The organism is Thermodesulfobacteriota bacterium, from assembly GCA_040757775.1.
In the GTDB taxonomy this organism is placed as follows: domain Bacteria; phylum Desulfobacterota; class UBA8473; order UBA8473; family UBA8473; genus UBA8473.
In genome coordinates this window covers 135,345-157,983 of the sequence record JBFLWQ010000001.1, presented here as the reverse complement: position 1 = coordinate 157,983, position 22,639 = coordinate 135,345, and the positions used below count along the sequence as shown (strand labels likewise).

Genomic DNA, 22,639 nt, shown 5'->3' with positions numbered 1-22,639 from the left:
TGTTATTTCTTTAGAGTTTTTGCCAATTCTTTTAACGAAATCTTTTGACCATTTTCGTAAATAAAAGTATATCTACCTTTATTTTCTTCTTCTACTTCAACTAATTTATAAAACATATCTCTGTCTAAATTAAATAACTTTTCAAAATCAGATTTTGTTTTGTATGCTCCACACCAACATTCTGTAGAAGTTCCTAAAGAGTGCAAAAAGGTTTTAGGGATTCCATTACTATTTACATACGAAATTACCTGTTCATTAGACCAATAGAAAATGGGGCTAACAGAAAGGCACTTAAAAGTTGGGTGATACCATACTGGTATATATTGTCTTCTTGCATTAGACTCCGCAGCTCTTATTCCATCAAAAACCACTTTAGGTTCTTTTATAGTACTCAGAAATTCTTCAATAGGTTTGATTTTCAACTCACGACAGCACCATCTATATTTAAAGCTTGGGATACCCCACTTTTTAGCCAAAGTAAAATAATCCACCTTGGGGCCTACTATTTTAAGATTAATACCCAAATATTTACAGACTTCCTTTACATATTTTGCATTTTCAGGAAGTCCTGCGGTTGTATCAACATAAATTGCAGTTAAATCACTTTTTACCCCCTTGGTAATGTCTTTTAGGTAAGACAAAGTAGCAAGACTATCATTCCCTCCACTAAACAGAATAAACGATTTTCTTGAATCTAAAAGTCTCTTAATATCACTTTTGAAGATAGAAACTTCACTCCTAACACCCTTAGACTGTTCTTCACTAAGTTCACATACTTTTCTTGCTTTTCTCCATTTAATATGGAGGATGTAAATGGGTTTCAATACAGGACCTTTTATCCATCTGGTAATAACCAAACCATGTTCTCCACACTGAGGACATATAACCTTAAGCCCCTTTAAACTAATCCCAGCAAAAGTTTCCTCTATTGGTTGCCACCATTGATTATTATTTTTAGAACTTTTCATGAATTTAGCCTCATTTGATTCTTCTAATCAATTTAATAAATTTGATAAATGGTTCATAATCAATCGTTTTAATTAATGTCTTGTCATTCATCCTATAAAAATAGAAAAAATGCTTGTATCCTGCATTTTTCAAGTCTTGCTCTATAGTGTCTGCTCTATTTTTACTCTTTGCCCAGCAACACTCAGCAATAAACCAGATATCAGATACAGATTTTTTTAACTCCTTACAATAATTTCTAATATCAGCGGTTACACTCTGAATGCTACTTTTAACCTCAATGACTATTTTTGTCTGTTTCTTACCAACCAGTACAAATCTAATAGACTTGTTTTCAATGAGTTTGAGAGGCTTGTCTTTATATATTATGATGTCGCATTCTTTAGATAAAGTGTTTCCATCTTTTTCATCTATCACCTGTCCCCAGTCTGCTCTAAATCCATTTGGGAGATGTTTATCTTTACCACCAATTACCTCTATGATATTGGTTGAAAGTATAAGCCCTTTAACAAAATCATGAATGGTAGGACTTCCAAATGAGGGGCTTGATAAAGCATATGGTGTAGATTTAGCAAGTAATTCATCCAATTCTTGGGCAATAGCAGAATCGGCTCTTGTCCGCATGATTATTTATTACCTCCCAGATGTTCTTTCACTAAAGCATCGGCTAATTTAGCAAGAGGGACGTTTAAATTTTTTGCCTTGTTTCTCATTTCCTGTAAGCCTTCTTTTAGAACCTTAGCTATTACTACCCTCCCATTTATTTCAAAAGAGATAATGGATTCTCTTGGAATAACATTATTAAAGATAGACATTAGAATATGTTCTCTGTTTTTCTCTAATAATTTTTCATAAGTATCCTCTTCAATCCCAAGGTAAGCAACATAAATCTTTTTATCTTTTGACTGGATAACTTCGTTGATGGCTTTTTCTACAGGCATTTTAGAGTTATCAATTTTATACCTTACAATGGCTCTTACATCTTTAGAAGAAATATTCTTCTCTATAATATGCTTTGCAAATATAATTTGATCTTTTTTAGAAAGTTTTGAAACTCTATAACCAATATCAACTCCTTTGATTAAATCATTCTTTATCAATTCCTTAACGCTTTCATCTAACTCATTAATTTTCAAAAATTGCCTTACCATTTCAGGAGAAAGTTTTACAATTTTTGCCACCTTGTCTAATGACTGATGGATAGTGTAAAGAGATTTCATTTCTTCGGCTACTTCAAGAAGATTTATATCCCTTTTTTTTCTTTTAGTTCCTTTACCAATTTTTGCTAAGATCTTAAAATCCATAATTATCCCTTATAATATCCTTTATTGCCGAGCCAATCTTCTAAGGCTTTCTTGGCAATTTCTTCTCGACTCAAACCTATCTCTTTTACTGCACTATCTAATGCCTTTAGCAATTTAGGTGTTAGTGGGATAATAATCTTTTCTTCTATACGAGGGTTCTTTGCCTCTTCAATTAATTCTTTCACTTTCGCGTTAGGCTTAATCTTCACAACATCGGCTAATCTTTTCCTTTCATAAGGTGTGAGTTTTTTCATTTCTCTGGCTAATTCTATCATTGTAGCTTTATCATCTGCTGCAATCTCCATCACCCTTTTTACATCTTCCTTACTAATCTCTTTCCTGGATAGCATTTGCTTGACTTCTTCCGGTGCATTCTGAATTTTGAGGTGCTCATATATATAAGGAGCACTTTTACCTAGAATTTGAGCAACTTTTTTAGCAGATTTATTATACTTCTCATAAAGATAACTAATAACCTCAACTATATCTGCTCTGTTTAACTCAACTCTGTGAATATTTTCACTCAAGGACAGTATTTTTAAGTGTTCCTCATCAGGCTTCTCTGGCAGAATAACCGCAGGTATCTCTTTCTTTTTTAATTTCTTGAAAGCTTGCACCCGCCGTTGGCCTATTATTAGATTGTACCTATCTCCTTCTTGAAAAACTACAATAGGCTGAAGCAATCCATACTTTTCTATGCTTTCAGCAAGTTCATCAACTCCTTTTTCTCTATCTAAAGTTCTTACATTCCACCTACCAATATTAATTTTATTAACAGGTAATGTCGGTATATTACTATTGTTTATACCTTTTTCTACCATTTTCTTATCTCCTTTTCCTTAAAAAGAACTCATACTTATCTCTCATTGTATTTCTCGCTTTTCTAATTATTTAAGAATACTCTGTTAAAATTTTGCCAATAATATCTTTAACAAAAAAACATCCCCTATTAAAGCGACCAATTTCACGTAACGGGCTGGCGTATGAGCAAGGTGCTTCAATAAGAGCATTTGGGCTTCAGCCGTCCATACGATTGATAGCCGAAGTGACATTTTAAGGTTTCATTCATATCCAGACCAATCCCGATATACTCACATTTTCGAGATATATCCGTATAACTTCGTATAGACAACCCTTTCCCAAAACTATATCACCCTTCCACTCTTCTTTTCAACTTACTGTTTTATCCTTTAAAACAGTTTTTGAAACAAGAAAGGGCATATTCCTCTTTGTTCTCTTAGGGTTACCTCCGCTTTACTCATTAGGCGGCATCTCATAGGTAGCCAACAGGGAGGGCTTTGGTAGCTTTTAATTATGCTCAACTATGAATATTTTTATATTCAGGCAGCAGCTTTTGGTAACCATTAACCCCTTTCTTTATCCATGCCACGTCAGGGTCTTCCAGCTTTCTGACGACCTTACCGGGCACTCCAACAACCAGAGATCGCGGGGGCACTTTGGTTCCGGCAGTTACCATAGAACCTGCCGCGACAATAGATTCAGTTCCTATAACTACATCATGGAGGATTATTGACCCTGCTCCTATAAAGGAGTTTTTCTCAATTGTTCCCCCATGTATTATACTGCCATATCCTATGATGGATTCTCCCTCTATTATTATTGGTTCATCCGGCATAGGATTTAAAACAACATTTTCCTGTACGCATGATCCAGGACCTATAAATATGTGGTTAAAATCAGCCCTGCAAATAGCCCCATAGAGTATCAATGTATTTTCAGAAATAAGAGTATCTCCAATTATGGTCGAGTTTGGGGCAACAAAAGAACTATCGTCTATCCGGGGTTTCTTCCCATTAAACTCTACAATCATCTTGCCTCCTCTTGATTTTTCTACGCGATCTCTCCCACTCCACAGAGAATCTGGTAGTCGCAGTACCTACAGTTTTGATAATCTGGTTTCGGTCCAAAATTTTCAGCTAATATACCCTCAGCCAACTCCAATATCTTTTCCTTTGCTTCCCCTAACTGCTCATCATGGTGACTTATAGAGAGCCGTTTATTCTCAATCAAAAAGTAGTAAGTTGCCTTTTCCGGTTTAATGTTCCATGCCTCCATTGCCCCAAGGCTGTAAACAGAGAGCTGGAGGTCTGTGTCTAACTCTCTTTGAGTCCTCGTTCTGCCGGTTTTGTAGTCTATCAATTCATAACCACCGGTTGGAGTAATGTCTACCCTGTCCACCCGGCCTTTAACCCTGTGTTTTTCCACCTTCAGGGTAAATGACCTTTCAAAGTACGCCGGTTTATTGCTCTCCAGCTTGAAATCGTCAAAATAGTTGGTTAATCCTGTTATTGCCTTTTCCTTGAATTGTCTCCATTGAATCGAGCCAGGGAGCCGTGCCATTTTCCATGCCTCTTCAAGCAATCTCAAGAGGTCTCCCAGAGAAGCATCTTTTCTTGTATAGTTTTTGTGAAAGTATTCTAAAACCTTATGCAGCAGATTCCCAACCCTCATATTGATGGCAGGTTTTCGAGGGATTTTATAAATAAATGAATACTTGAACTGGAGAGGGCATTTCCCGTAAGTATTCAGTGCAGAAAAAGCAATATCCAGACCCCCATCTGTGATAGGCAGGAATTCCAGGTAGGATCCGCCTCTGGCGGACTCTTTGGGAGCAGGCTTTGTGCTTTTATCCTCCTTGCTCAGAAAGGTGTCCCTTAATTCTTCATCTATGCTTTGGCTTAAGAGGTCACTGGAAACATCATGGATTAACAGGTCTTTTATAGATTGGTTTATCATCTTCAGCTTAAATTCAAATCTGTCCATATCCCTTTCAGTTAATAACTGAGCCTTAAGGAACTCAATCTGAGACCGCAGACCGTCCTTTAAAAGGGCTTTAAAATCTATCTTTTCAGCATTCCTGAATTTTATCTCTCTGGCAATGTCAAGGATTGATTTTGCAAGATTAAACCCGGATGGTAGCTCCTTGTTTAATATCTTACTCCTGTCCGGTTCATGCCCTTTTTCAGCGTTTTCTCCCATTGCCTCTCCCAGAAACTGAGAGGGTTTATTCTCCTTTTGCTCTTCTTTATGCCTTTTCACATGAAAGAGGCGAAGCTTATCTTTGGCTCTGGTCATTCCAACATAAAACAGTCGCCTCTCTTCATTCAGATGGAGCTCTCTGGATGAAGCATCGGGCAACTCTTCTTTGAGAAGCTCATCAGGAAGGTCAATGGGCAAGGGACGTCTTCTGCCGGGGAACCTGGACTGGGCAAGGTCTGTCATAAACACAACCCTGAACTCAAGACCCTTTGCCTGGTGAATGGTCATCACGTTGACTGCATCGAATAGCTGGAGATCGGGAGACTTTTCACTTGAAAGTATAAGATAGGTCAGGTATTTGAGAAAAGCTCTCAGGTTAGAATAACCCTCAATAGAAGAGTAATCCTCTGCCATACTTTCCAGCTTCTGGAGGTTGGTCAAACCGGTCATGTATTCCCTTGCGCCTGTCTCGAGCAGTCTCTCCCTGTACCCAATTTTATCGATAATCTGTCTGGTTATTTCTCCTGCCGTCAAATCCTCTTTTTGGTCAATCAGGCACTGAAGCAAAGATTGAAAAGAGTGAACTTCTTCGATTACCCCATTATTCAGATTTGGAACAGAATCCACCTCCTTCAACGCATCAAAGAGGTTTATGTCCGAGTTGTTTTTCCCCCAATTTGATATACGGCACACATGAATGGGTGCTATATTGAATGGTGAGGTGTGGATAGCCCTTATAAGGTTTTCGGTGTCAAAGGGGTTGTTTATGGCATTCATCCATGAGAGGATATCCCTTACCTCTTTTCTTTCAAAGAACCCTGAACCGCCAATGAGATTATAGGGAATTCCTGCCCTTTCCAGGGCAGTAACTATAGGTTTTGATTGGGTTTTGATGCTTCTCATAAGGACTGCTATGTCAGAGAGACTGAGGGTTTCATCCTGGGCTAAAAGGTTTTGTATCTCCCATACGAGACAATCTGCCTGCTCCTTATCATTGCTAAAGGAGAGGTACCTGATAGGGTCGTTGTTGTGCAGGTTGGTATCAGCAGCAGCCTTTAGCTTTTTATCCAGTCTGGAGAGATTATGGGCTATGAGGGCATGTGAGGCATCGAGTATCTTTTGGGGCGACCTGTAATTCTCATCCAGGGTTATTATTGTGGCATCCGGGTACCTGCTTTCAAAATCCAGAATGTTTTTTATGGATGCCCCCCGGAATCTGTAGATACTCTGGTCATCGTCGCCTACGACACAGATATTTCTATGGAAGGCTGCCAGAATATCCAACAACTGACCCTGGACAAAATTGGTATCCTGAAATTCGTCCACCAGTATGTACTGAAATCTCTCCTGATATTGAAGGAGGAGATGGGGTTTTTCCTCGAAACCCTGAAAGGTATACAGGATGAGGTCGCCGAAATCCACACAGTCATGCTCTAAGAGAAGCCTTTGATATGTGGAATAAACGTTGGCTATCTCACCGACTTTGAGAGGATCCAACCCCTTTTTTCCATCCAAAGCTAACATTTTGGCAAACTCGGTATAATCCTCTGCTGTTATCATCTCATCTTTGGCACGGGAGATAATGTCCAGCATCTGTTTCAGTAAACCATGGGGGTCTCCTTTGATTTCATAATATTTCAAATCCAGCCTGTCGATATTTGCAACCATCATAGACAGTTGCTCTGCCTCGGTGATGAGTTTGAAAAAAGGACTTAAGCCGAATTCCAGGGCGTTCTCTCTTAAGACTTCTGCACAGAAGGAATGGAATGTGCTGATCCATATATCGTCATGACTTGATGTAAGGAGTTCCTCGACCCTGCTCCTCATCTCTTCAGCAGCCTTATTGGAAAAGGTCAGGGCCAGGATATTAGCGGGATTTACCCCTTCGTTTTCAATCAAATTGGCTATCCGATAGGCTATTACGCTGGTTTTACCCGTACCTGCTCCGGCAATAATCAGAAGAGGACCATCTGTGTGGGTAACTGCCTTCAGTTGATTTTCGTTTAGTTTCATTGTATTGACTGTAACCTAACCTTAACAAGGGCTTTGAAAAAGTACCCTTAAAGATACAACCCCATAGGCGTTTAGTCAAGGGATATTAGGAGGTTTGGTTAAAAAGCGGAGTTTTTAAGTTTGTAAATAAAGGACTGGATTTTATTTATTAGTTTATGTATATTGACTATAATTTTGATTGCTTCGTAAAAAGTCCATCTGCTACGTTGCACTGCATCCTTAGTCATTGCAGCGTACCTCTAACTATGCCTCACTCCTCAGGATTTGCGCGCCTTGCATCTGGAGCTTTTTACTTTGCCATCCCAATTTTGACTTTTTACGAGTCCATAAATTTTTAAGCACAGAATTATGGTAGAAGCAAGTACCACAAATAAATGAAAGGGGTATGAAATATGATGGCAAAAAGCAGATTATTTGTATTAATTGTAATGTTAGGGGTTATATTATTTGTTTATTGTTCTAATGGTCATGCAAAAGATACGAGGGGAGTTACAGATGACACCATAAAGCTAGGCTCAATATCTGACCTTACGGGTCCTATTTCCAACCTTGGGCTTGGGGTTGTTGAAGCCCAGAGAAACTACATCCAATATATCAACGATCAAAGGGGCATACATGGAAGAAAGATTAAACTGATCATAGAGGATGACCGTTACACTATTCCCTTAGGTATGGCAGCTTACAAGAAACTGGTATATAAAGACCAGGTATTCGCTCTTTTAGGTCCGGTTTCCACAGGCTTTGCCAAGACCTTGTTCCGTCATGTAGAAAAGGATAAACTTCCCAATATATCAATTGGCCTTGACAAGGAAATGATGGAGCCGTACAAGAGGTATGTATTTCCCACAACTGGTAACTATGAGTCTGAATTGGGCGTAATCTTTGACTATATCCTAAATGAAATGAAGCCTAAAGACCCAAAGATTGCCATTGTTTATCCAGATGTGGAATCAGGAAAAGTCGTAAGGGAAGCCGCTGAGGCTTGGGCTAAATTCTTTGGGGTGGAGCTTCATAAAGAGGTTATTCCTATAACTACCATTGACCTTACATCGACGGTTCTTTCGTTAAAAAGGGCGAAGGCCACCCATGTGATTTTCCATCATGCTACGTCTGGAGCGGTTCTCTTTCTTAAGACGGTAGAGAAGTTTGGTTTAAATCTGCCTTACCTTGGGACTACTGGCTGCACTCTCGAGGATACCGTTAGAGGAGCTGGCAAGGCATCAAAAAATTTTTTGGGATTTTGTTCCTTTTCTTCATGGTACGAAGATACACCTGGGACAAAGAAGATGACAGAGATAAGCAACAAATACAATCCAAATGCCCTGAACCTGCATGGTAATAAATTCTATAGTATCGGATGGCTTGGGACGATGCTACTTTATGAAGGCATCAAGAGGACAGGCAAGGAGTTAAATGGTGAAGCATTTGTAAATGCATTGGAGACGATAAGAGATTTCGATACTGAGGGTTTATGTGGTTCCGTGACTTATACCCCCACCATCCATTACATGTTGAGACACGTTAAGGTATTCAAAAGCGATCCACAAAACGGAAGATTCATACCTATTAAGGGCTGGAGACTGCCACCTTCAAAAAAATGACACGCAGGGAAGCAACTTGAACCCTTGAATCCTGGAATCCTTTCCACCAACTAAATGGGAGAAGAACCACTATTATTAACCATTAAGTAAAGGAGGTAGGGTAATGAAGATGAATTTTAGATTGTTTTGTGCCGTTTGTGTAGTTTTGACCTGTGTTTTAACTTTTGTGAACAGTGGATATGCTGGCGATGCAAGAGGAGTAACCAGTGATGCATTAAAGGTAGGGGTTATACTCGATCAAACCGGTCCTGCATCTAGTATCACTGTACCCCTGACCAATGCTATAAAAACCTATTTCAGGCATACCAACGAACATGGTGGAATTAACGGCAGGAAGGTAGCCCTCATAGTTGAGGATGACAGATATTCAATCCCCACGGCCATAGCTTCTTTTAAAAAACTCCTTTACAAGGATAAAATATTGGTGCTGATCGGCACCTCATCTTCAGCATCAACCGTCATCCTCTCCCGACATATGGAAAAGGAAAAAATCCCAACCATGATTTGCCCGGCAGTGGAACGGTGTGTCTCACCTGTCAAAAGATATGTCTTTGGTGTACTTGAAACCTACCCCAATGCGATGAGGACCATCATTGACTACATGGTAGAGGATCTGAAGCCTCAGGACCCCAGGGTTGCCCTGGTTTACCCTGATAATGAAACAGGGAAACTTGATCTCGAACCTGCAATTGAGAGATTAAAATTCCATAAACTGACTCCCGTAACAAGAGAGGTATTAAACCCTGGTTCTTTTGATGCCACATCCCAGGTGATGACTATGAAAAGGCATCATGTAAACAACATTATATTGTGTGGTTTTATTGCTCAACCTGCTGGTGTACTGCTCCGGGAATTAAAGAAATTTGGTATGGATGTATCCGTTTTTGGAAATATGGCCGCGGCGTCGGAAGAGGTTATACAGTTGGCCGGGTCGGCAGCAGAGAAATACTATGCAGTAAGCTGTTTCGCCTCATGGTATGATGATGGTGAATATGTAGCCCTCATGAGGGATGTAACCCTCAAGTATGCACCTGGCACAGAAAAACCATATAGGGGGAAAATCTACACAGACGGCTGGATAATTGCAACAGTTTTGAAGGAAGGACTCTTAAGAGCTGGTAAGGACATAGACGGAGAAAGACTGGTAACGGCACTGGAGAGTATAAAGAACTTTGACATGAAAGGGTTATCAGGTCCGGTAAGCTTTAGTTCCAGTAATCATAAGGGGATGAATTCGACAAAGATCTTTAAAGCTGATTCGAGCAGCGGAAAACTTGTACCTGTGACCGGATGGAAGGTTTCCAAATAGTCGTCCTGAAAGATAAAAGCTATAGCCAAGAGGCAGGATTGGGGAAGTTAGCGCCTTATGTTAGTGGAGATTCCGGGGAATTTATGGTATAGGATGAGTGAAAAAAGGTATTTCTATAAGGGAGGAAATTGATATGGCAAAAGGACTCTGGAATGAGCGGGCAGAGACAATGTCGAGAGATGAGATGGAGGCTGCCAGGTTTGAAAAACTAAAAAAACAATTGAAATACTGCTATACCAATTCAATGTTTTATAAGGGCAAATTTGATAATATTGGACTCAATCCGGAAGACCTGAAAACATGGGAAGAGTTCAGAAATATCCCTGTTTTAATGACAAAAGAGGAAGAAAGACAGGGACAGGCGGAGACTAGAGAGAGCATGGGGCATACCTTTGGAAAGAGCCTATGCGTTCCTCCCGAGAAGATAGTTGTTGCAAAGACTACAGGGGGAACATCTGGCATTCCTACATTCAGTTATTCGTATACGAGAAACGATGTTGGCAGGTGGAATGAAGGAAACGCCAGGGCCCTCTGGCTGACTGGTTTCAGACCAGGTGATCGCACCCTTTTATGTTTCCCTTTAACAGGCTCTTATGGCAGCAGTGGTGGTATTATTTCTGGTATATTAACCCATATAGGGGTTCTCCCCATAGACATGGGCATGGAATCGCCTTTGGAAAAGACATTTCAATTTGCGTTATGGACTAATACCAATGCGCTAGCTGCAAGCCCTTCGTTTGCGGAGGGTATGATAGAAAAGTGCAGAGAGATGGCCGGAAAAGACATAATAGAACTGGGTTTTAAAAAGCTTCTTCTTACTGGGGAACCAGGGATAGGGATTCCGGCAGTTAGGAGTAGAATAGAGAGCCTGTTTGGGGGTAAATGGTGTGACTGGCTAGCCCCTAACGGTGAGGGATTTTCCGGTTCGTGTGATCTGAATGAATATGCTGGCGTCCACGAGGTTGCCCCTGAACTCAGTATATGCTGTGAAGACCTGATAGACCCGGTAACAAAGAAACCTGTTGCCCTGAAAGATGGTGCTATTGGAGAGCCAGCAATTACATCCTTGGATAGAGAAGGGGTCCCTTATATTAAGTACGCTTTGGGAGATGTAGTACAGGTATTCACAAAAAAGTGTTCTTGTGGTTACCCAGGCCCCGGATACAGGAAAAGGGTATTGGGTAGAGTTGAAGATATACTAAGAGTGGGTGACGTTATAACATTTCCAACAGAGATAAAAAATTCTATTAGCCTCTTTGTTCCACGTTTAACAGGGGCAATGAGAATCGTACTGACCGAAGCACCTCCAGATGTGGCACCGCCGTTGAAAATAAAATTGGAATACGGAAAGGACATACAGGAAAGCCAGCTAAAACAACTGGAACATGAAGTAAAAGAAAAACTTTTGAAAGATAATAACATTCCATCGGAGATAGAATTTGTACCATCTGATACATTGGATCGAACAAGATTTAAGACACCGTTCTTTGAAAAGAGGTATGAATAGGAGAGGAAAATGTGGGACAACTCCCATATTTCCAGGGCTCGATATCCAGTGGTATGACATCATTAAATCGAAAGAAATGATTCAGGTCTGTGCGTTGCAACCTTTACTGATTTTTATCCATCGCAAAGTAGAAATCACCCTTTAATGAAGATAGCTCCCAGGGGATTTGCTGGCCGTTTGTCTCTGCATCCAGACGCTGGCGAACCCTTTTGAAGACCTGTTCAATGGGAAGCCCGGGTTTTACAATGCTTTCCAAGAGTGCCGCTGTGTAGGGGCTATTCCTCCCATCGCCATCCCTTGCCACCTGACCCGGACCAGTTGAATAGGAAATGAAGGTTCCTTTCGGTGCAGTGCTGATAATTGCCAGTCCCCGACTTGCTGAACGAAAACTCTTTGCGTAAGGATTATCTCGGCAGGCATCAAGGATTACAATGTTCAGTCCGTTATTGGCATTAGCCATCTCATCAAGGATTCTGTTGGCATCAACGGCCTTGTATTTGACGTCGGATTCCTTGTTTATCCTGGCTCCAATCGGGATGAGATAATTGGTGCCGCTGATCTGGGCTCCGTGTCCTGCAAAGTAAAAGAGCCCAACGCCGCCCCGCTTAAGGTGATTACCAAAGTTTTCGATCGCATCTTCCATTTCCTGAAGATTTGCGTTTTTCCTAAACTCTACAATGAAACCGAGATTTTTAAGGGTCAAAGCCATATCCATGGCATCGTTGACAGGGTTCTTAAGGCGGGCAAGGTCATAACTGTCGTTACCGATAACCAGTGCGAGACGCTGCCCTTGCATTGCTGATGCCGGGGCCGGGCTTAAAGAAGACATTTGCTCACCCGTTTCTTTTTCTGGTGCAGTTGCTATCGGTTGTTTTGCCGTTTCACGCCTTTTTGCTAACCGTTCCAGTAACACAATACCGCTCTTAGCCTGCGGTGAGGCTGATGAGAGTATCTCCAGATCGGCCTTCGCCACATCCAAAACCAGATCTGGATCCGTTGCTCTGTCCAGTAAGAGAGCTGTAACGCCGGTATGTCCCTTCCATGCTGCTGCCGCCAATGGGCTGATCTGGAATTGCTTCATGCTACCGAGCAGAACGCCTCCAACAGTCAAATAAATAGTACTTTTTATATTAATGTCAGCTCCACGATCGAGTAAAACTCCAACCGTTTTGATATGGCCATGATCTATTGCAGTGAATAGGGCTGTATTATTGCCCCAGTAACTGCTATTTACATTAGCCCCCCTATCCAGCAGGAATTTTACAATCTCGTAACGACCATTATATGCTGCCTCATGCAAAGCCATATTGATATCCTCTTTTTTAGTACCGGCTCCCTCATCCAGAATCTTTTTAACAGCATTCATGTCATCACGCTCTATTGCTTCCATCAATGGTTGAGCACACCCCGCAAGCATTACAAGCATAATAAAGGTAAAAATGAATGTGTATAATCGTTTCATAATAGATCTCCATTTATGCAGGATAATAGTCGTTTGCAGGAGGTACTGTGGGGAAAACAAATCACCACCCTCTTTCGAATACGGGGTTCGAGTATTATTGATGACACTGTTGTATTTGTTGGTTAGCTAGGTTAAGGTAAAGCCGATGAACACTTAACTGTTCGGCGTCTCTTTCATTTTATTTGTCTTGCCGGCTTTCACCTTTTCCTATCACTTGATGTCAACTATGTTGACTTTCTTCTCTGGAGACGGTGATGGTCTCGCACAACCGAGAGAAAAAGTGACCAGTAGTGAAATTACCATACAGAGAATAACTACACGTTTTTTCATTTCAGTACCTCCTTTTTTATAAAATCTAAGAATATATATAAAAGCTTCCGAATAGAAGAAGTGCCCCCGGCGTGACTCGAACACGCGGCACAGGGATTAGGAATCCCTCACACCATCTAATAATTTCAAATAGTTACACAATCTTTGACCCATTCCTGACCCACAGCTTGTCAATTTACCGAGAAAATGCAGAGTCTTTAAAATACTTATCTGCCTGAATTACCATCCTGCTCCTCATGTCTCTATGCACATGAGCGTATCTCTGTACAACGGATATATCGCTCACTCCTAGCATGACCATTATCTGATCAAGCCGGAAACCTGCCTTCCACATATGGGTAGCAAATGTATGTCGTAAATCGTGAAACCGAAAATCCCGTAATCGTTCAGGATCATTCAACTTATAGAGTCCTGCTTTATTTAAACCTTTATACCATACCTTACGTATATCTGCAACATGAAAGTATCTTCCATCAATGCTCAAAGGAATATCGTTTAGGATTGTCTGTACTCTTTCGGTGTACGGGATCTCGAGGAATTTCCTGCTCTTGTGAGACGCCTTCGGTATCCTGAACACCATATCTTTCCCATCTACCCAATCCCGACGTAAATCGATGATATTGCCCTTTCGTAGCCCCGAATACACCGCAAGCTCTACTATCCACCTGTAGGGATAGCCGAAACATTTAACAAGTCTTTCAATTTCGTCTATCTCTAAGTATCTCAGCCTTTCTTCTTCGCATTCCCGGTCTATCCCCTCACAGGGGTTAGGAGATATTCCATACCAATTCCACATTCTTGACATAACGGCAATGTATCGGTTAGCCGTTGCTGGCTTGACACCTCTTTCCTGCTTTAGATACTCAATGCAGTCTATTATCTCTCCTTTTGATATAGAACTAACCTTTTCCTTCCCAAAATACTTGGTCAAAATGTTCAATCTGTAAAGAACAGACCTATCCTTGATGCCTCTCGCATACTTCTCGGACAATTCTCCGAACGTGAGCCTTATTGACTTGAGGCCCAAATCTTTTCTTTGAAGCTCCATCTTTACTTCCATCTCCAATTGCTCCGCCTCTCGCCTGTTCCTTGCCTTCACCGTTATCTCTACTCTGTCCCCCCTGGGCGGAGTGAATCGAATCTGCCAGCGATTTTTCCCCCTCTTTCGTACAGACATAACTATTCCTCCTTATAAATTCTGATATTGAATCTGCGGAGTACTTTATCACTTTTTGCCCAGGGATTCTAACAAATTCTATCCAACCTTCCCTCTGTAGGCTAATCAGGGTGGTTGGAGAAATACCTAGCATTTTGCAGGTTTCTTTCTGATTAAATAGCCATACTTGGTCCATATTTTTCACACCACAATATTTCTCGGTTTGCCAGCCTGTCAATAGGAACACTTAAAAATCGCCTTCCCTCGTTAGCCATTTGGATAAAATCTAATTGTTTTTCCTTCATCTTCATATTCGATATGTATACCCTTAATTATTCCTTGCTGAGTCCACTTTAAAATACTTGTCCTAGCGATAGAAGTGCTTGTATAATGTGTATCAACACTTTCAATGAGATCTTTTAGTATTATCCCGGGGCTTGCCTTTACAGTTGCAGCTACCTTCATACATGTAGCCTGAAACGGCGTGAACCTTTTACCGTCACAATTACCCGCCTCGGCGAATGTCCGGTGCTCTTTGGTCAGTATAGCCATGATCTTACTTACGAGTGCTTTTCTCCTCAACTTGGGCCTACATACCTCAGATATGTTCCCATTCTACCGGTACTCAGAAGGTAATTGTACTTTTAACAATCCAATCCCATCTCTTTTCATAAAATAGACAGCAGTGTCATGTTCCTTCGTCCATCGTTTATACGGTACAGCTACAGAAACATAGTGGCAAAATGTTTTCCAGTGGAGTGCCTGTCCAATAACAGATAATCCAAGGCTACGTTTAACTTCAATAATCCATAATAGCTTGTCTTGCACAGCAACAATATCAGCTATTGGCCCACACGCTCCTATTTGAACCTCCTGATATACCTCCCATCGAAGGTCTTGTAACCATCCTATTACAACTTTCGCAATCTCAACTTCAGACATCTTTGCTATCATTCTTCACACTTTTATAGTTATAGACTGCAATTACATCCTGGGTTCATCCAATCAAGCCCAACAGCCTTCCAACATTCCTTAGTCTCCTTGCACAGTGCAATCCGTTTGCAGTCCAGCATTTCAAAAACCACTTGTATTCCTGTCCTCTGTTTAAAAGGCAGATACATCAAAAAATCCAAGGCTCCCTTTGCATAGCATGAATTCCATCGGCCTAGGATCCGCAAGAACAAAACCATAAGGCCCCTCAAACCATAGAGAACCATGATGCCTAACACACCCTACAATCTCCACGCTCCCGATGATTCCTCCCATCAGAAAATCTTTGTAATGTGGCAACTCCGCTATTGACTGTTGGATGCATAGCCTACCCTCCATCCTGGCAATCCATTTCCAGCCTTCCATGTCGAAGGTCTTTGAGGCATGGACGAGAAACCTCCCCCTAAACCTTGTCGGCCAAGTTCTGTTTTCTATGTCCTTGCCTCCGTGGATAATTGCCCATGCCCAAGGTTGCTTGATTGACAGAGCTTTCATGTTTCCTTTTCCTTCCTTTTGGGGTTTCTTGCCAAGTGATACCCCTTCAACCAATGCTTAATCAGCCATTTGATTATTGCCTTTTTCATGGTAACTCACTCCTCCATTCTTCATCCCAATAAGGGTTAAGGTTATCTTTCATAAAAACAGGAATACTCCATTTGTCTGCTTGCATTAAAATCTTCTCAATCCATTCTTTTTTTACAGGATAATCTTTTCGATATCGTCCTGTCATTGCTCCGATTACTATCCAATCACAAGGTTTAAAAACGAAATCTTCTAATAAAGGATAGGGATCATACAATAACGGCTCGAAAGAAATCCATTTCTTATTTTCTTGGTTTCTGGAATAAAATGGATGGAATACACCAAATGCCGGACAATAGCTAGAAACGGTCATTCCCAACCAGCAATTTTCGGGGAACTCAAACTCTTGGTATCTCTTTGGGTTTTTGGTCAGAAAAAGAAAGGTATGGTGAGGACACTTGCCAGTTACATCTATAATGTACTGGATATATGCCGTAACAACCCAATCACCAAGCAAATCACACATAGACCCGACCAATATTCTTGATGGAGTTTTCTCTTTTAACGGATCTTCCAACCTTTCATCATAATAGCCTGGTATATTCCAATTTGGGATCCATTTAAAACGATCGTTAAGTCTTTCACCATAACAGTAGAAACATCCATGTTTACAGCCCACTATCGGATTCCAAGTCCAATCAGCATATTCAATCTTGGTTCGATTCATAATTATCCTCTTATTTGCGATGTATCTTCCGCACCTCAGCAATTTTCCCTATCCAATAGCCGGTTTGGCGACTACCGTATCTGATAAATACTTTTGCATATGGCTCCATTAGTCCTACTAGAATACCACTTCTGCAAAGGGCAGAGATATTTCCAAGAACATACGGCACCTTTACTTCGTCTCCGATCTTTAATTCGTCATTCGCCATGGATTTCCTCAGAAAATCCTCTCATCGTTACTGCCGGTAGCATGTTCATTTCCTTTGCGTCGTCAGCCATGTTCCATAGAAAAGCTGCCAGATTCATAATGTCTATCATGTTGTCCTTTTCGAGTCCTCGGTCCACATGCTCTTCAAATTTCTCCCATAGTTCCTGAACAAAGTGGATATCATCCCATCCATGGTATCCCTCGTCATGCTTTCTCCGTAGCTTCTTCTTCATTTCCATAGCAACTGCATCAATCAGCTTGTCAAGACCGATGTCACATTCCTCACAAAAGTATTTCATCATTCAGTACCCTCCTCGAGCAAGACTCCTTCAATAAACTCACTCTCACCAGGCGGAAGTAGTTTACCTAGAGTGGCACTTTCGCTCCACAATTGGGTGATGGTTTTGTCCCCATCCTTTGTATACGTCAATATCCACGGCATAAGGGGAGCGTAACCCGGCGACAACTGTTGCAAGAACCATGTTCCTTCCAGAGCGTTCCGAAGCATATACAAAGCCATTTTAAGCGATCTTTCCTTTCTGGTTTCAAGGGATCGTCTCAGGCTATAGGTTTGCTTTACCGGTAGAGCAGCGATATCCATACGACCACGAATCATATTGCCATTTGGCTGTTCAATCACATACAACATTCGATAACCCTCACGCTCTTTATCTCCAACCATGAACATTCCTTGCTGAAACCCTGTAACTAAACCACCAAGCCTTCCTACTGCCGATACGATTTCCGCCTTGAGCGTCTCTAAAGACTTACTGGTTGACTGCCCCTGCCAGCCTCCTTCACTGGTTACATCATCAAAATAGGGAACGTCCTGGGCTTTCTCCTTTTCCTGTTTCGGAACAAATTCCATCTCACATCTCCACTCTAAGAATCTCCAGCATTATTCTTTCTCTCTTCCTTTCGTACCTTCCTGCCATGTTTCAGCAGTTCATTTCCTATCGATATTGCCACATTCGGATCCATATCAATACGTTGAACAGGTCTACTAAAAACTATTCCTACCCTCCCATTTGCTCTAAACGTCTTATACTTAACTTCTCCTTCTACAACCTGTTCTTTCGGTACTATCTTATCATTACTGTCCAACTTCCACCTCTTTATCTTTCTACATAGGGTCTTTCATCGCTCAACTGACTGATATTTACATGCTCACCAGTGCCGACAAGAAACGAATCATCCTCAAAATCACTTTCCCTTGCGGTAAATTTCCTGCTCTCATCATCCCATCTTAAATACACACCGGTTGAATAAATCCTGTCTCCAGTCTTTAGTCTGTATGTTTCCACCATGCTATGTATCTACCTCCTATCTTATATCCAATTTCCTCAATAACCATGCTGTTGCCCTAGATCTAAGCAACCATGACACTACGAAGGGCATAAACAACAGTGCTACAATTAACCATCCTACGTCATTACTGAAATACATCTCACAAAACTTCTTTAGACCAAACATTTTGCCTACCTCCATTTTTTTCGACTACAGGCAAGATGAATTTGGCGTATTCTTTATGCCATTCTTTAAGGCTTATCTTCTCGTCTCGGTACGTTTCATACTTGCGGTTATTCCTATAAATGTCCCCTTCCCCGCTTAACCACGCAAGCAAAGCCCATAACCAGCTAGGCATGATAGCACTTGCCATTTTGTCAGCCCAACATAGTCTGGAAGGCGTTTTCTTACGTTGTATAGCTAAAAACCTACTATGGTATAAACATTCCTCAGCCGCTTTTCTGTCCTGAGACAACAATTTGCTATATGCCCAAACAGTATGTATATCAAAATCCGAATCGAATACGCTGTTATACCCGCTCGAAAACCAATATCCCCAATCGTGTATCAGAATCCCGACATAAATCCATTTATTCCGTGGCCATCCATAAAGCCGTATCCAGGCGATAAGAACAAATATCGGATGCAAAATAAACTGGTGACATCCAAACAGAAGTGACTTCCTGCCTATTCTCATCTATCTTTTCCTCCAGTCCTCACAGGCAAAAATAATAACTTGAAACCCTCCAAGCCTTGAAGCCAACCTTGCATCAACATCTTCTTCAATCTGTTCAAGGCTCAGGTTTGAGGTAACAATTGTTGGTCTTACAGACCTTATTCTCATATCGACTATCATATACAGAATCATTCTTGCCCAATCCGTTGTCTTCTCTGCACCAAAATCATCCAGAACCACATACTCGTACCGACCATATCTTTCAATATAGTCAATATCGCTAAGCTCACTCTTTCCATTGAACGTCTTTCTTATCTGTAGCAGAAGGTCTGGCACTGATATAAATTTTACCTTCTTACCTTTTAGTAGCAGTTCTCTCACAATAGCAGCAACAAGGTGTGTTTTTCCACTTCCACAAGTTCCGCTAAAGAAAAGGTTCCTAACAGGATCTTCTACATACTTTTGACAAAATCGAAGATACTTCTCATTTGTTCCTGTCTTTTGAAAATTATCAAACGAGCATTTAGTATAATGTGGGGAAACCCCTGCTTTTTCCATGCTCCCAAATACGTCCTTTTTTACCTCACAAACTCGTCTTTCAATTTCCTCTCTACGTTGCTTTTCTCTAATTTTCTCTCTAGTCTCTTTAGAACAAACAGAGCAGTAGGGTTCTCCACCTACGACCTCGTCTAGGTCCCTTCCACAACCACATTTCCTAAACTTGATTTTACTACGATCCAGCCATGGATAATCATAGGTCAACTCTGTAAGGCCTGCCGTCACTTCTTGCGCCTGTTGCTTGCGTTTTTCGATAAGTCGTTGCTGTGCCTCCTTCAGTTCTTCCATGCTTTTCCTCCTCAAATTCATCAAGCCATCCCTCTGCATTCAGCCATGTAGAAGGATGTGGGACGTATTTTCCATTATGCTCAGTCCACTCCTTTGAGGTCTTGGCCCGCTCGATTGTGGAGATCATAATCTCTACGAGCTGCTCGCTCGGATTGAGTTTAGACCAAGTTCTTTTTGCCTGTCCCTTAGATTTTTTCTTAGGGTATGCTTCCCAAAATTTATCAAAAAGATTCTCTTGTTCACTTGAAAGTTGACCAGTTACCTTCTTAGGGGGGGTAGGGGGGGTATTATTCTTATGGTTATGGTTATGGTTATGGTTATTGCGGGTTGAGGTGCTGTCAGAGGTGCAGTCTTGGTGCGATTCTTGTGCATGGAAAAGTGCAGGTTGAAGTGCATCGATTTCTATATCTCTTGGTTTAAAAATTCTTACTAGACTTTCATATATGGCTTTTTTGCCGTCATCCAGTTTTATATACCCGATAGAAAAACGATCCTTTACCCTCTTACCCTGTCCTTTGTTCGACCCTCGGTCTTGGTATATGTGGTAGTCTGTCATATATAGGTACTCACACCCATTAACTTCAGCACGTTTCATCAAACCAACATCTAAGAGTTTTTGCTTTAGCTCTTCCCATTCTGCGAGGGTATCAAAACCTAAAAGATAGGCGAAATCTCTCTCATAATAGGGATCCAACTCGTCATCTGCCAATAATCCTGGGAAAGTGAAATAGTTAGCCATGTTCAGAAGCACAAACCAATCCCACCTTTCTTCCTTCCGCAACTTCATAACTCGTTTGCCACGAATACCTGACCTTTGGAACACAATGTAACCCCTATCCGCTATAATCATATTCTCTCTCTGCCAGCTTCCTTTTCTACAAAATCTGCAAATTCAATTAGGCACATTGATATTGGCTCCCAAACACTATCGCCTTTCTTGCGGTTGCATTCTCTGCAAGAAAGAACCAGGTTGTCTTCCTCGGTCAAACCACCATAAGACCTTGGTACGATATGATCAATCTCATAACTATTATGGTATCTATCTACTACTTTTAACGTGTTACCATCAAAGAACAATTCTCCTTTTTCACCACAATGCCTGCATCTATAACAATCTCGGTTTATGATAGTCCACCTGAGCTCATCAGATATTACGGTTGGCATTTATCCCCCAGTCGCTTAATATCTCTATGGTACAAGGCAACACCACAAGCATCAGCAGTGTGGTAAGTATCTACCTTTTCGCCGAGTCTTTTCTCTACAACAAAGCGGATAACTGCCTTACTTTTCAGCTTATATGCCTTTCCTACAATTCCCTTCATCCACTCATCAGCATAGTATTCGGTGATCTTACAGAAGTTTCTTTTGTTCCCGATAAGATAGATTGCCCCAATCAGTCTGTTCATCTTTGCCGTTGATGTCACATTCTTGCCATAATACTTAAAGTTTTCGATTACAATCTCATCAACAGCATAGCGATCCGCCACGGTTTGTAACTCCTCATATATAGCTCTTACCCTTGCAAGGGTTGGAATGTCGGAGCGAGTTCTCACGGTACCTTGAGCAAGCATTTTGTCACCCAATACCAACCATCCTGTCACAGCAAGCCCTGGGTCAATTCCCATGATTACCATAATTTTTAATTACCTTTATTCTAGCGTATTTGGTTACCTGTGTCAAGATAAAAAGTCAATAATATCAAATACTTAGCTAATTTTATTTATTTTGATCGTGGCATGATTAAACCTTCACCACCATCAAAACGGAAACGAGCAGGATCTTTTGTTCCAAAGGGTCCAATTTCGCAATTCGGTAACTGATATAGCCATGACAAATATCTATCGCTGAAATAAACGCCTCCGATAGGAACGGATTTGTCATTCCAAATCTTTCCTGTTCCATCACATTTTATGCACGCAGCTTCTAGTTGGCCATTACCGTCACAGGTTCTGCATGTTTGCTCATCATAATCATTCCAGTCTGTCCATGGTATTACTTGGCCTTCACCCTCGCATTCATGGCAGGTATACAAACGGCCAGTGCCCTTACAGTTGAGGCATAATTCCTGCTCGACATAAATAGGCGATACCGGAAACCACTGTGTAGGCTCCTTACTGAAATAGATGGCAACTGCCTTCTCCTTAATCACTGGCCCTTTGAGTGATTCCTCTATTCCATCCATACGAGGTACTCGGATTAAAATATGCTCGTTTGTAGCATAGGTGAAATCATCTTCAGAATATGGTTTTTTCATGTCCTCTCTGTCTATGTCGCAAAACTGCTGTAAGATTTCTGCTTTCATGGTTTCATTACCTCTCACAAAAATATCAAAAGGGGATATCATCATCTGATTCAAGCGATGGTGGTACTTCTCTATTACTACCTGATTTACTACCAAGAAACGTAACGCTCCTTGCCCTTACTTCCAGTTTGGACCTCATCTTTCCTGTCTCTTTATCTTCCCAACGATTTTCTACAAGTTCTCCCTGCACCAAAACAGGACTTCCCTTGTCTAGGTACTCTCCTATATTTTCGGCTTGCTTTCCCCATGCGTTAATCCTTACCCAAACCGTTGACTCTTTTTCATTACCTTCAGAGTCACTCCACTTCCTATTAACAGCGATGTCAAAATTCGTAACAGCAGTTCCTGCAGGAGTATAGCGAACGAGTGGCTTATCGCCAAGATTCCCACCTATAACGACATGATTTATACCTTGCATGTAGTCTCTCCTTTTT

Annotated in this window: 27 protein-coding genes and 1 pseudogene; 3 read left to right on the top strand and 25 right to left on the bottom strand. The window is 41.1% G+C overall.

Translation table 11 applies throughout. The features are described 5' to 3' along the window. Nucleotides 1-2: 2 nt before the first annotated feature. The 6 genes from AB1401_00935 to AB1401_00910 all read right to left on the bottom strand — a co-directional run bounded on the left by AB1401_00935 (nt 3) and on the right by AB1401_00910 (nt 7,283). Entirely contained in the window at nt 3-968 is a 966-nt protein-coding gene (locus AB1401_00935) for a phosphoadenosine phosphosulfate reductase family protein (protein MEW6614028.1), read from the bottom strand. 10 nt (nt 969-978) lie between these two features. Further along, nucleotides 979-1,590 (bottom strand): DUF6602 domain-containing protein, encoded by a 612-nt coding sequence (locus tag AB1401_00930; protein ID MEW6614027.1) that lies wholly within the window; start codon nt 1,588-1,590, stop codon nt 979-981. 2 nt (nt 1,591-1,592) lie between these two features. Then, nucleotides 1,593-2,270: a hypothetical protein gene (locus tag AB1401_00925; protein MEW6614026.1), complete on the bottom strand. Its 678-nt coding sequence runs from the start codon at nt 2,268-2,270 to the stop codon at nt 1,593-1,595. Nucleotides 2,271-2,272: 2 nt separating this feature from the next. After that, nucleotides 2,273-3,091 (bottom strand): ParB/RepB/Spo0J family partition protein, encoded by an 819-nt coding sequence (locus AB1401_00920; protein ID MEW6614025.1) that lies wholly within the window; start codon nt 3,089-3,091, stop codon nt 2,273-2,275. Nucleotides 3,092-3,588: 497 nt separating this feature from the next. After that, nucleotides 3,589-4,101 (bottom strand): gamma carbonic anhydrase family protein, encoded by a 513-nt coding sequence (locus AB1401_00915; GenBank protein ID MEW6614024.1) that lies wholly within the window; start codon nt 4,099-4,101, stop codon nt 3,589-3,591. Between the two features lie 20 nt (nt 4,102-4,121). Beyond that, the gene (locus AB1401_00910; protein MEW6614023.1) at nt 4,122-7,283 is read right to left on the bottom strand and encodes an ATP-dependent DNA helicase; all 3,162 of its coding nucleotides are present in this window, start codon (nt 7,281-7,283) and stop codon (nt 4,122-4,124) included. 392 nt (nt 7,284-7,675) lie between these two features. Between AB1401_00910 and AB1401_00905 the strand changes: the two genes are divergently transcribed. The 3 genes from AB1401_00905 (at nt 7,676) to AB1401_00895 (ending at nt 11,700) form a co-directional block, all read left to right on the top strand. Continuing rightward, the gene (locus AB1401_00905; protein ID MEW6614022.1) at nt 7,676-8,884 is read left to right on the top strand and encodes an ABC transporter substrate-binding protein; all 1,209 of its coding nucleotides are present in this window, start codon (nt 7,676-7,678) and stop codon (nt 8,882-8,884) included. Nucleotides 8,885-8,987: 103 nt separating this feature from the next. Further along, nucleotides 8,988-10,193, top strand: coding sequence for an ABC transporter substrate-binding protein (locus tag AB1401_00900; protein ID MEW6614021.1), 1,206 nt, complete (start codon nt 8,988-8,990; stop codon nt 10,191-10,193). A gap of 133 nt (nt 10,194-10,326) precedes the next feature. After that, nucleotides 10,327-11,700, top strand: coding sequence for a phenylacetate--CoA ligase family protein (locus AB1401_00895; GenBank protein MEW6614020.1), 1,374 nt, complete (start codon nt 10,327-10,329; stop codon nt 11,698-11,700). Nucleotides 11,701-11,803: 103 nt separating this feature from the next. On the opposite strand, the gene AB1401_00890 is transcribed toward AB1401_00895, so the two are convergent. From AB1401_00890 to ssb, 19 genes and pseudogenes are all read right to left on the bottom strand, one after another. Beyond that, nucleotides 11,804-13,162: a caspase family protein gene (locus AB1401_00890; GenBank protein MEW6614019.1), complete on the bottom strand. Its 1,359-nt coding sequence runs from the start codon at nt 13,160-13,162 to the stop codon at nt 11,804-11,806. Nucleotides 13,163-13,667: 505 nt separating this feature from the next. Beyond that, nucleotides 13,668-14,669 (bottom strand): site-specific integrase, encoded by a 1,002-nt coding sequence (locus tag AB1401_00885; protein MEW6614018.1) that lies wholly within the window; start codon nt 14,667-14,669, stop codon nt 13,668-13,670. Nucleotides 14,670-14,682: 13 nt separating this feature from the next. After that, nucleotides 14,683-14,844, bottom strand: a pseudogene (locus tag AB1401_00880) (hypothetical protein). Between the two features lie 71 nt (nt 14,845-14,915). Further along, complete coding sequence (locus AB1401_00875) at nt 14,916-15,230, bottom strand: hypothetical protein (GenBank protein ID MEW6614017.1); 315 nt, start codon at nt 15,228-15,230, stop codon at nt 14,916-14,918. 33 nt (nt 15,231-15,263) lie between these two features. Beyond that, nucleotides 15,264-15,602 (bottom strand): MmcB family DNA repair protein, encoded by a 339-nt coding sequence (locus AB1401_00870; GenBank protein MEW6614016.1) that lies wholly within the window; start codon nt 15,600-15,602, stop codon nt 15,264-15,266. 150 nt (nt 15,603-15,752) lie between these two features. Then, on the bottom strand, nt 15,753-16,133 hold the full coding sequence (locus AB1401_00865) for an ASCH domain-containing protein (protein MEW6614015.1): 381 nt from the start codon (nt 16,131-16,133) through the stop codon (nt 15,753-15,755). A gap of 85 nt (nt 16,134-16,218) precedes the next feature. Beyond that, nucleotides 16,219-16,887 carry a DUF5131 family protein gene (locus AB1401_00860; GenBank protein ID MEW6614014.1) on the bottom strand — a complete coding sequence of 223 codons (669 nt, stop codon included), beginning with the start codon at nt 16,885-16,887 and terminating at the stop codon, nt 16,219-16,221. 10 nt (nt 16,888-16,897) lie between these two features. Continuing rightward, a complete protein-coding gene (locus AB1401_00855; GenBank protein MEW6614013.1) occupies nt 16,898-17,095 on the bottom strand; it encodes a hypothetical protein in 198 nt (65 codons plus the stop codon). After that, nucleotides 17,085-17,396 (bottom strand): hypothetical protein, encoded by a 312-nt coding sequence (locus AB1401_00850; protein MEW6614012.1) that lies wholly within the window; start codon nt 17,394-17,396, stop codon nt 17,085-17,087. Before AB1401_00850 ends, AB1401_00855 begins: the two co-directional genes overlap by 11 nt. Further along, complete coding sequence (locus AB1401_00845; protein ID MEW6614011.1) at nt 17,393-17,962, bottom strand: hypothetical protein; 570 nt, start codon at nt 17,960-17,962, stop codon at nt 17,393-17,395. Before AB1401_00845 ends, AB1401_00850 begins: the two co-directional genes overlap by 4 nt. A gap of 14 nt (nt 17,963-17,976) precedes the next feature. Further along, nucleotides 17,977-18,198 carry a hypothetical protein gene (locus AB1401_00840; protein MEW6614010.1) on the bottom strand — a complete coding sequence of 74 codons (222 nt, stop codon included), beginning with the start codon at nt 18,196-18,198 and terminating at the stop codon, nt 17,977-17,979. Nucleotides 18,199-18,209: 11 nt separating this feature from the next. Further along, nucleotides 18,210-18,401: a hypothetical protein gene (locus AB1401_00835; protein ID MEW6614009.1), complete on the bottom strand. Its 192-nt coding sequence runs from the start codon at nt 18,399-18,401 to the stop codon at nt 18,210-18,212. Between the two features lie 140 nt (nt 18,402-18,541). After that, a complete protein-coding gene (locus tag AB1401_00830; GenBank protein ID MEW6614008.1) occupies nt 18,542-19,078 on the bottom strand; it encodes a hypothetical protein in 537 nt (178 codons plus the stop codon). Beyond that, complete coding sequence (locus tag AB1401_00825; GenBank protein MEW6614007.1) at nt 19,079-19,903, bottom strand: ATP-binding protein; 825 nt, start codon at nt 19,901-19,903, stop codon at nt 19,079-19,081. Then, complete coding sequence (locus AB1401_00820) at nt 19,809-20,753, bottom strand: hypothetical protein (protein MEW6614006.1); 945 nt, start codon at nt 20,751-20,753, stop codon at nt 19,809-19,811. Before AB1401_00820 ends, AB1401_00825 begins: the two co-directional genes overlap by 95 nt. Beyond that, nucleotides 20,750-21,067 (bottom strand): HNH endonuclease, encoded by a 318-nt coding sequence (locus AB1401_00815; protein ID MEW6614005.1) that lies wholly within the window; start codon nt 21,065-21,067, stop codon nt 20,750-20,752. Before AB1401_00815 ends, AB1401_00820 begins: the two co-directional genes overlap by 4 nt. Then, a complete protein-coding gene (locus AB1401_00810) occupies nt 21,055-21,537 on the bottom strand; it encodes a crossover junction endodeoxyribonuclease RuvC (GenBank protein ID MEW6614004.1) in 483 nt (160 codons plus the stop codon). Before AB1401_00810 ends, AB1401_00815 begins: the two co-directional genes overlap by 13 nt. 86 nt (nt 21,538-21,623) lie before the next feature. Further along, nucleotides 21,624-22,301, bottom strand: a complete 678-nt coding sequence (locus AB1401_00805; protein MEW6614003.1) for a hypothetical protein — start codon at nt 22,299-22,301, stop codon at nt 21,624-21,626. Then, nucleotides 22,231-22,623 (bottom strand): single-stranded DNA-binding protein, encoded by a 393-nt coding sequence (gene ssb / locus AB1401_00800; protein ID MEW6614002.1) that lies wholly within the window; start codon nt 22,621-22,623, stop codon nt 22,231-22,233. The genes AB1401_00805 and ssb overlap by 71 nt, the downstream gene beginning before the upstream one ends. Nucleotides 22,624-22,639: the final 16 nt, after the last annotated feature.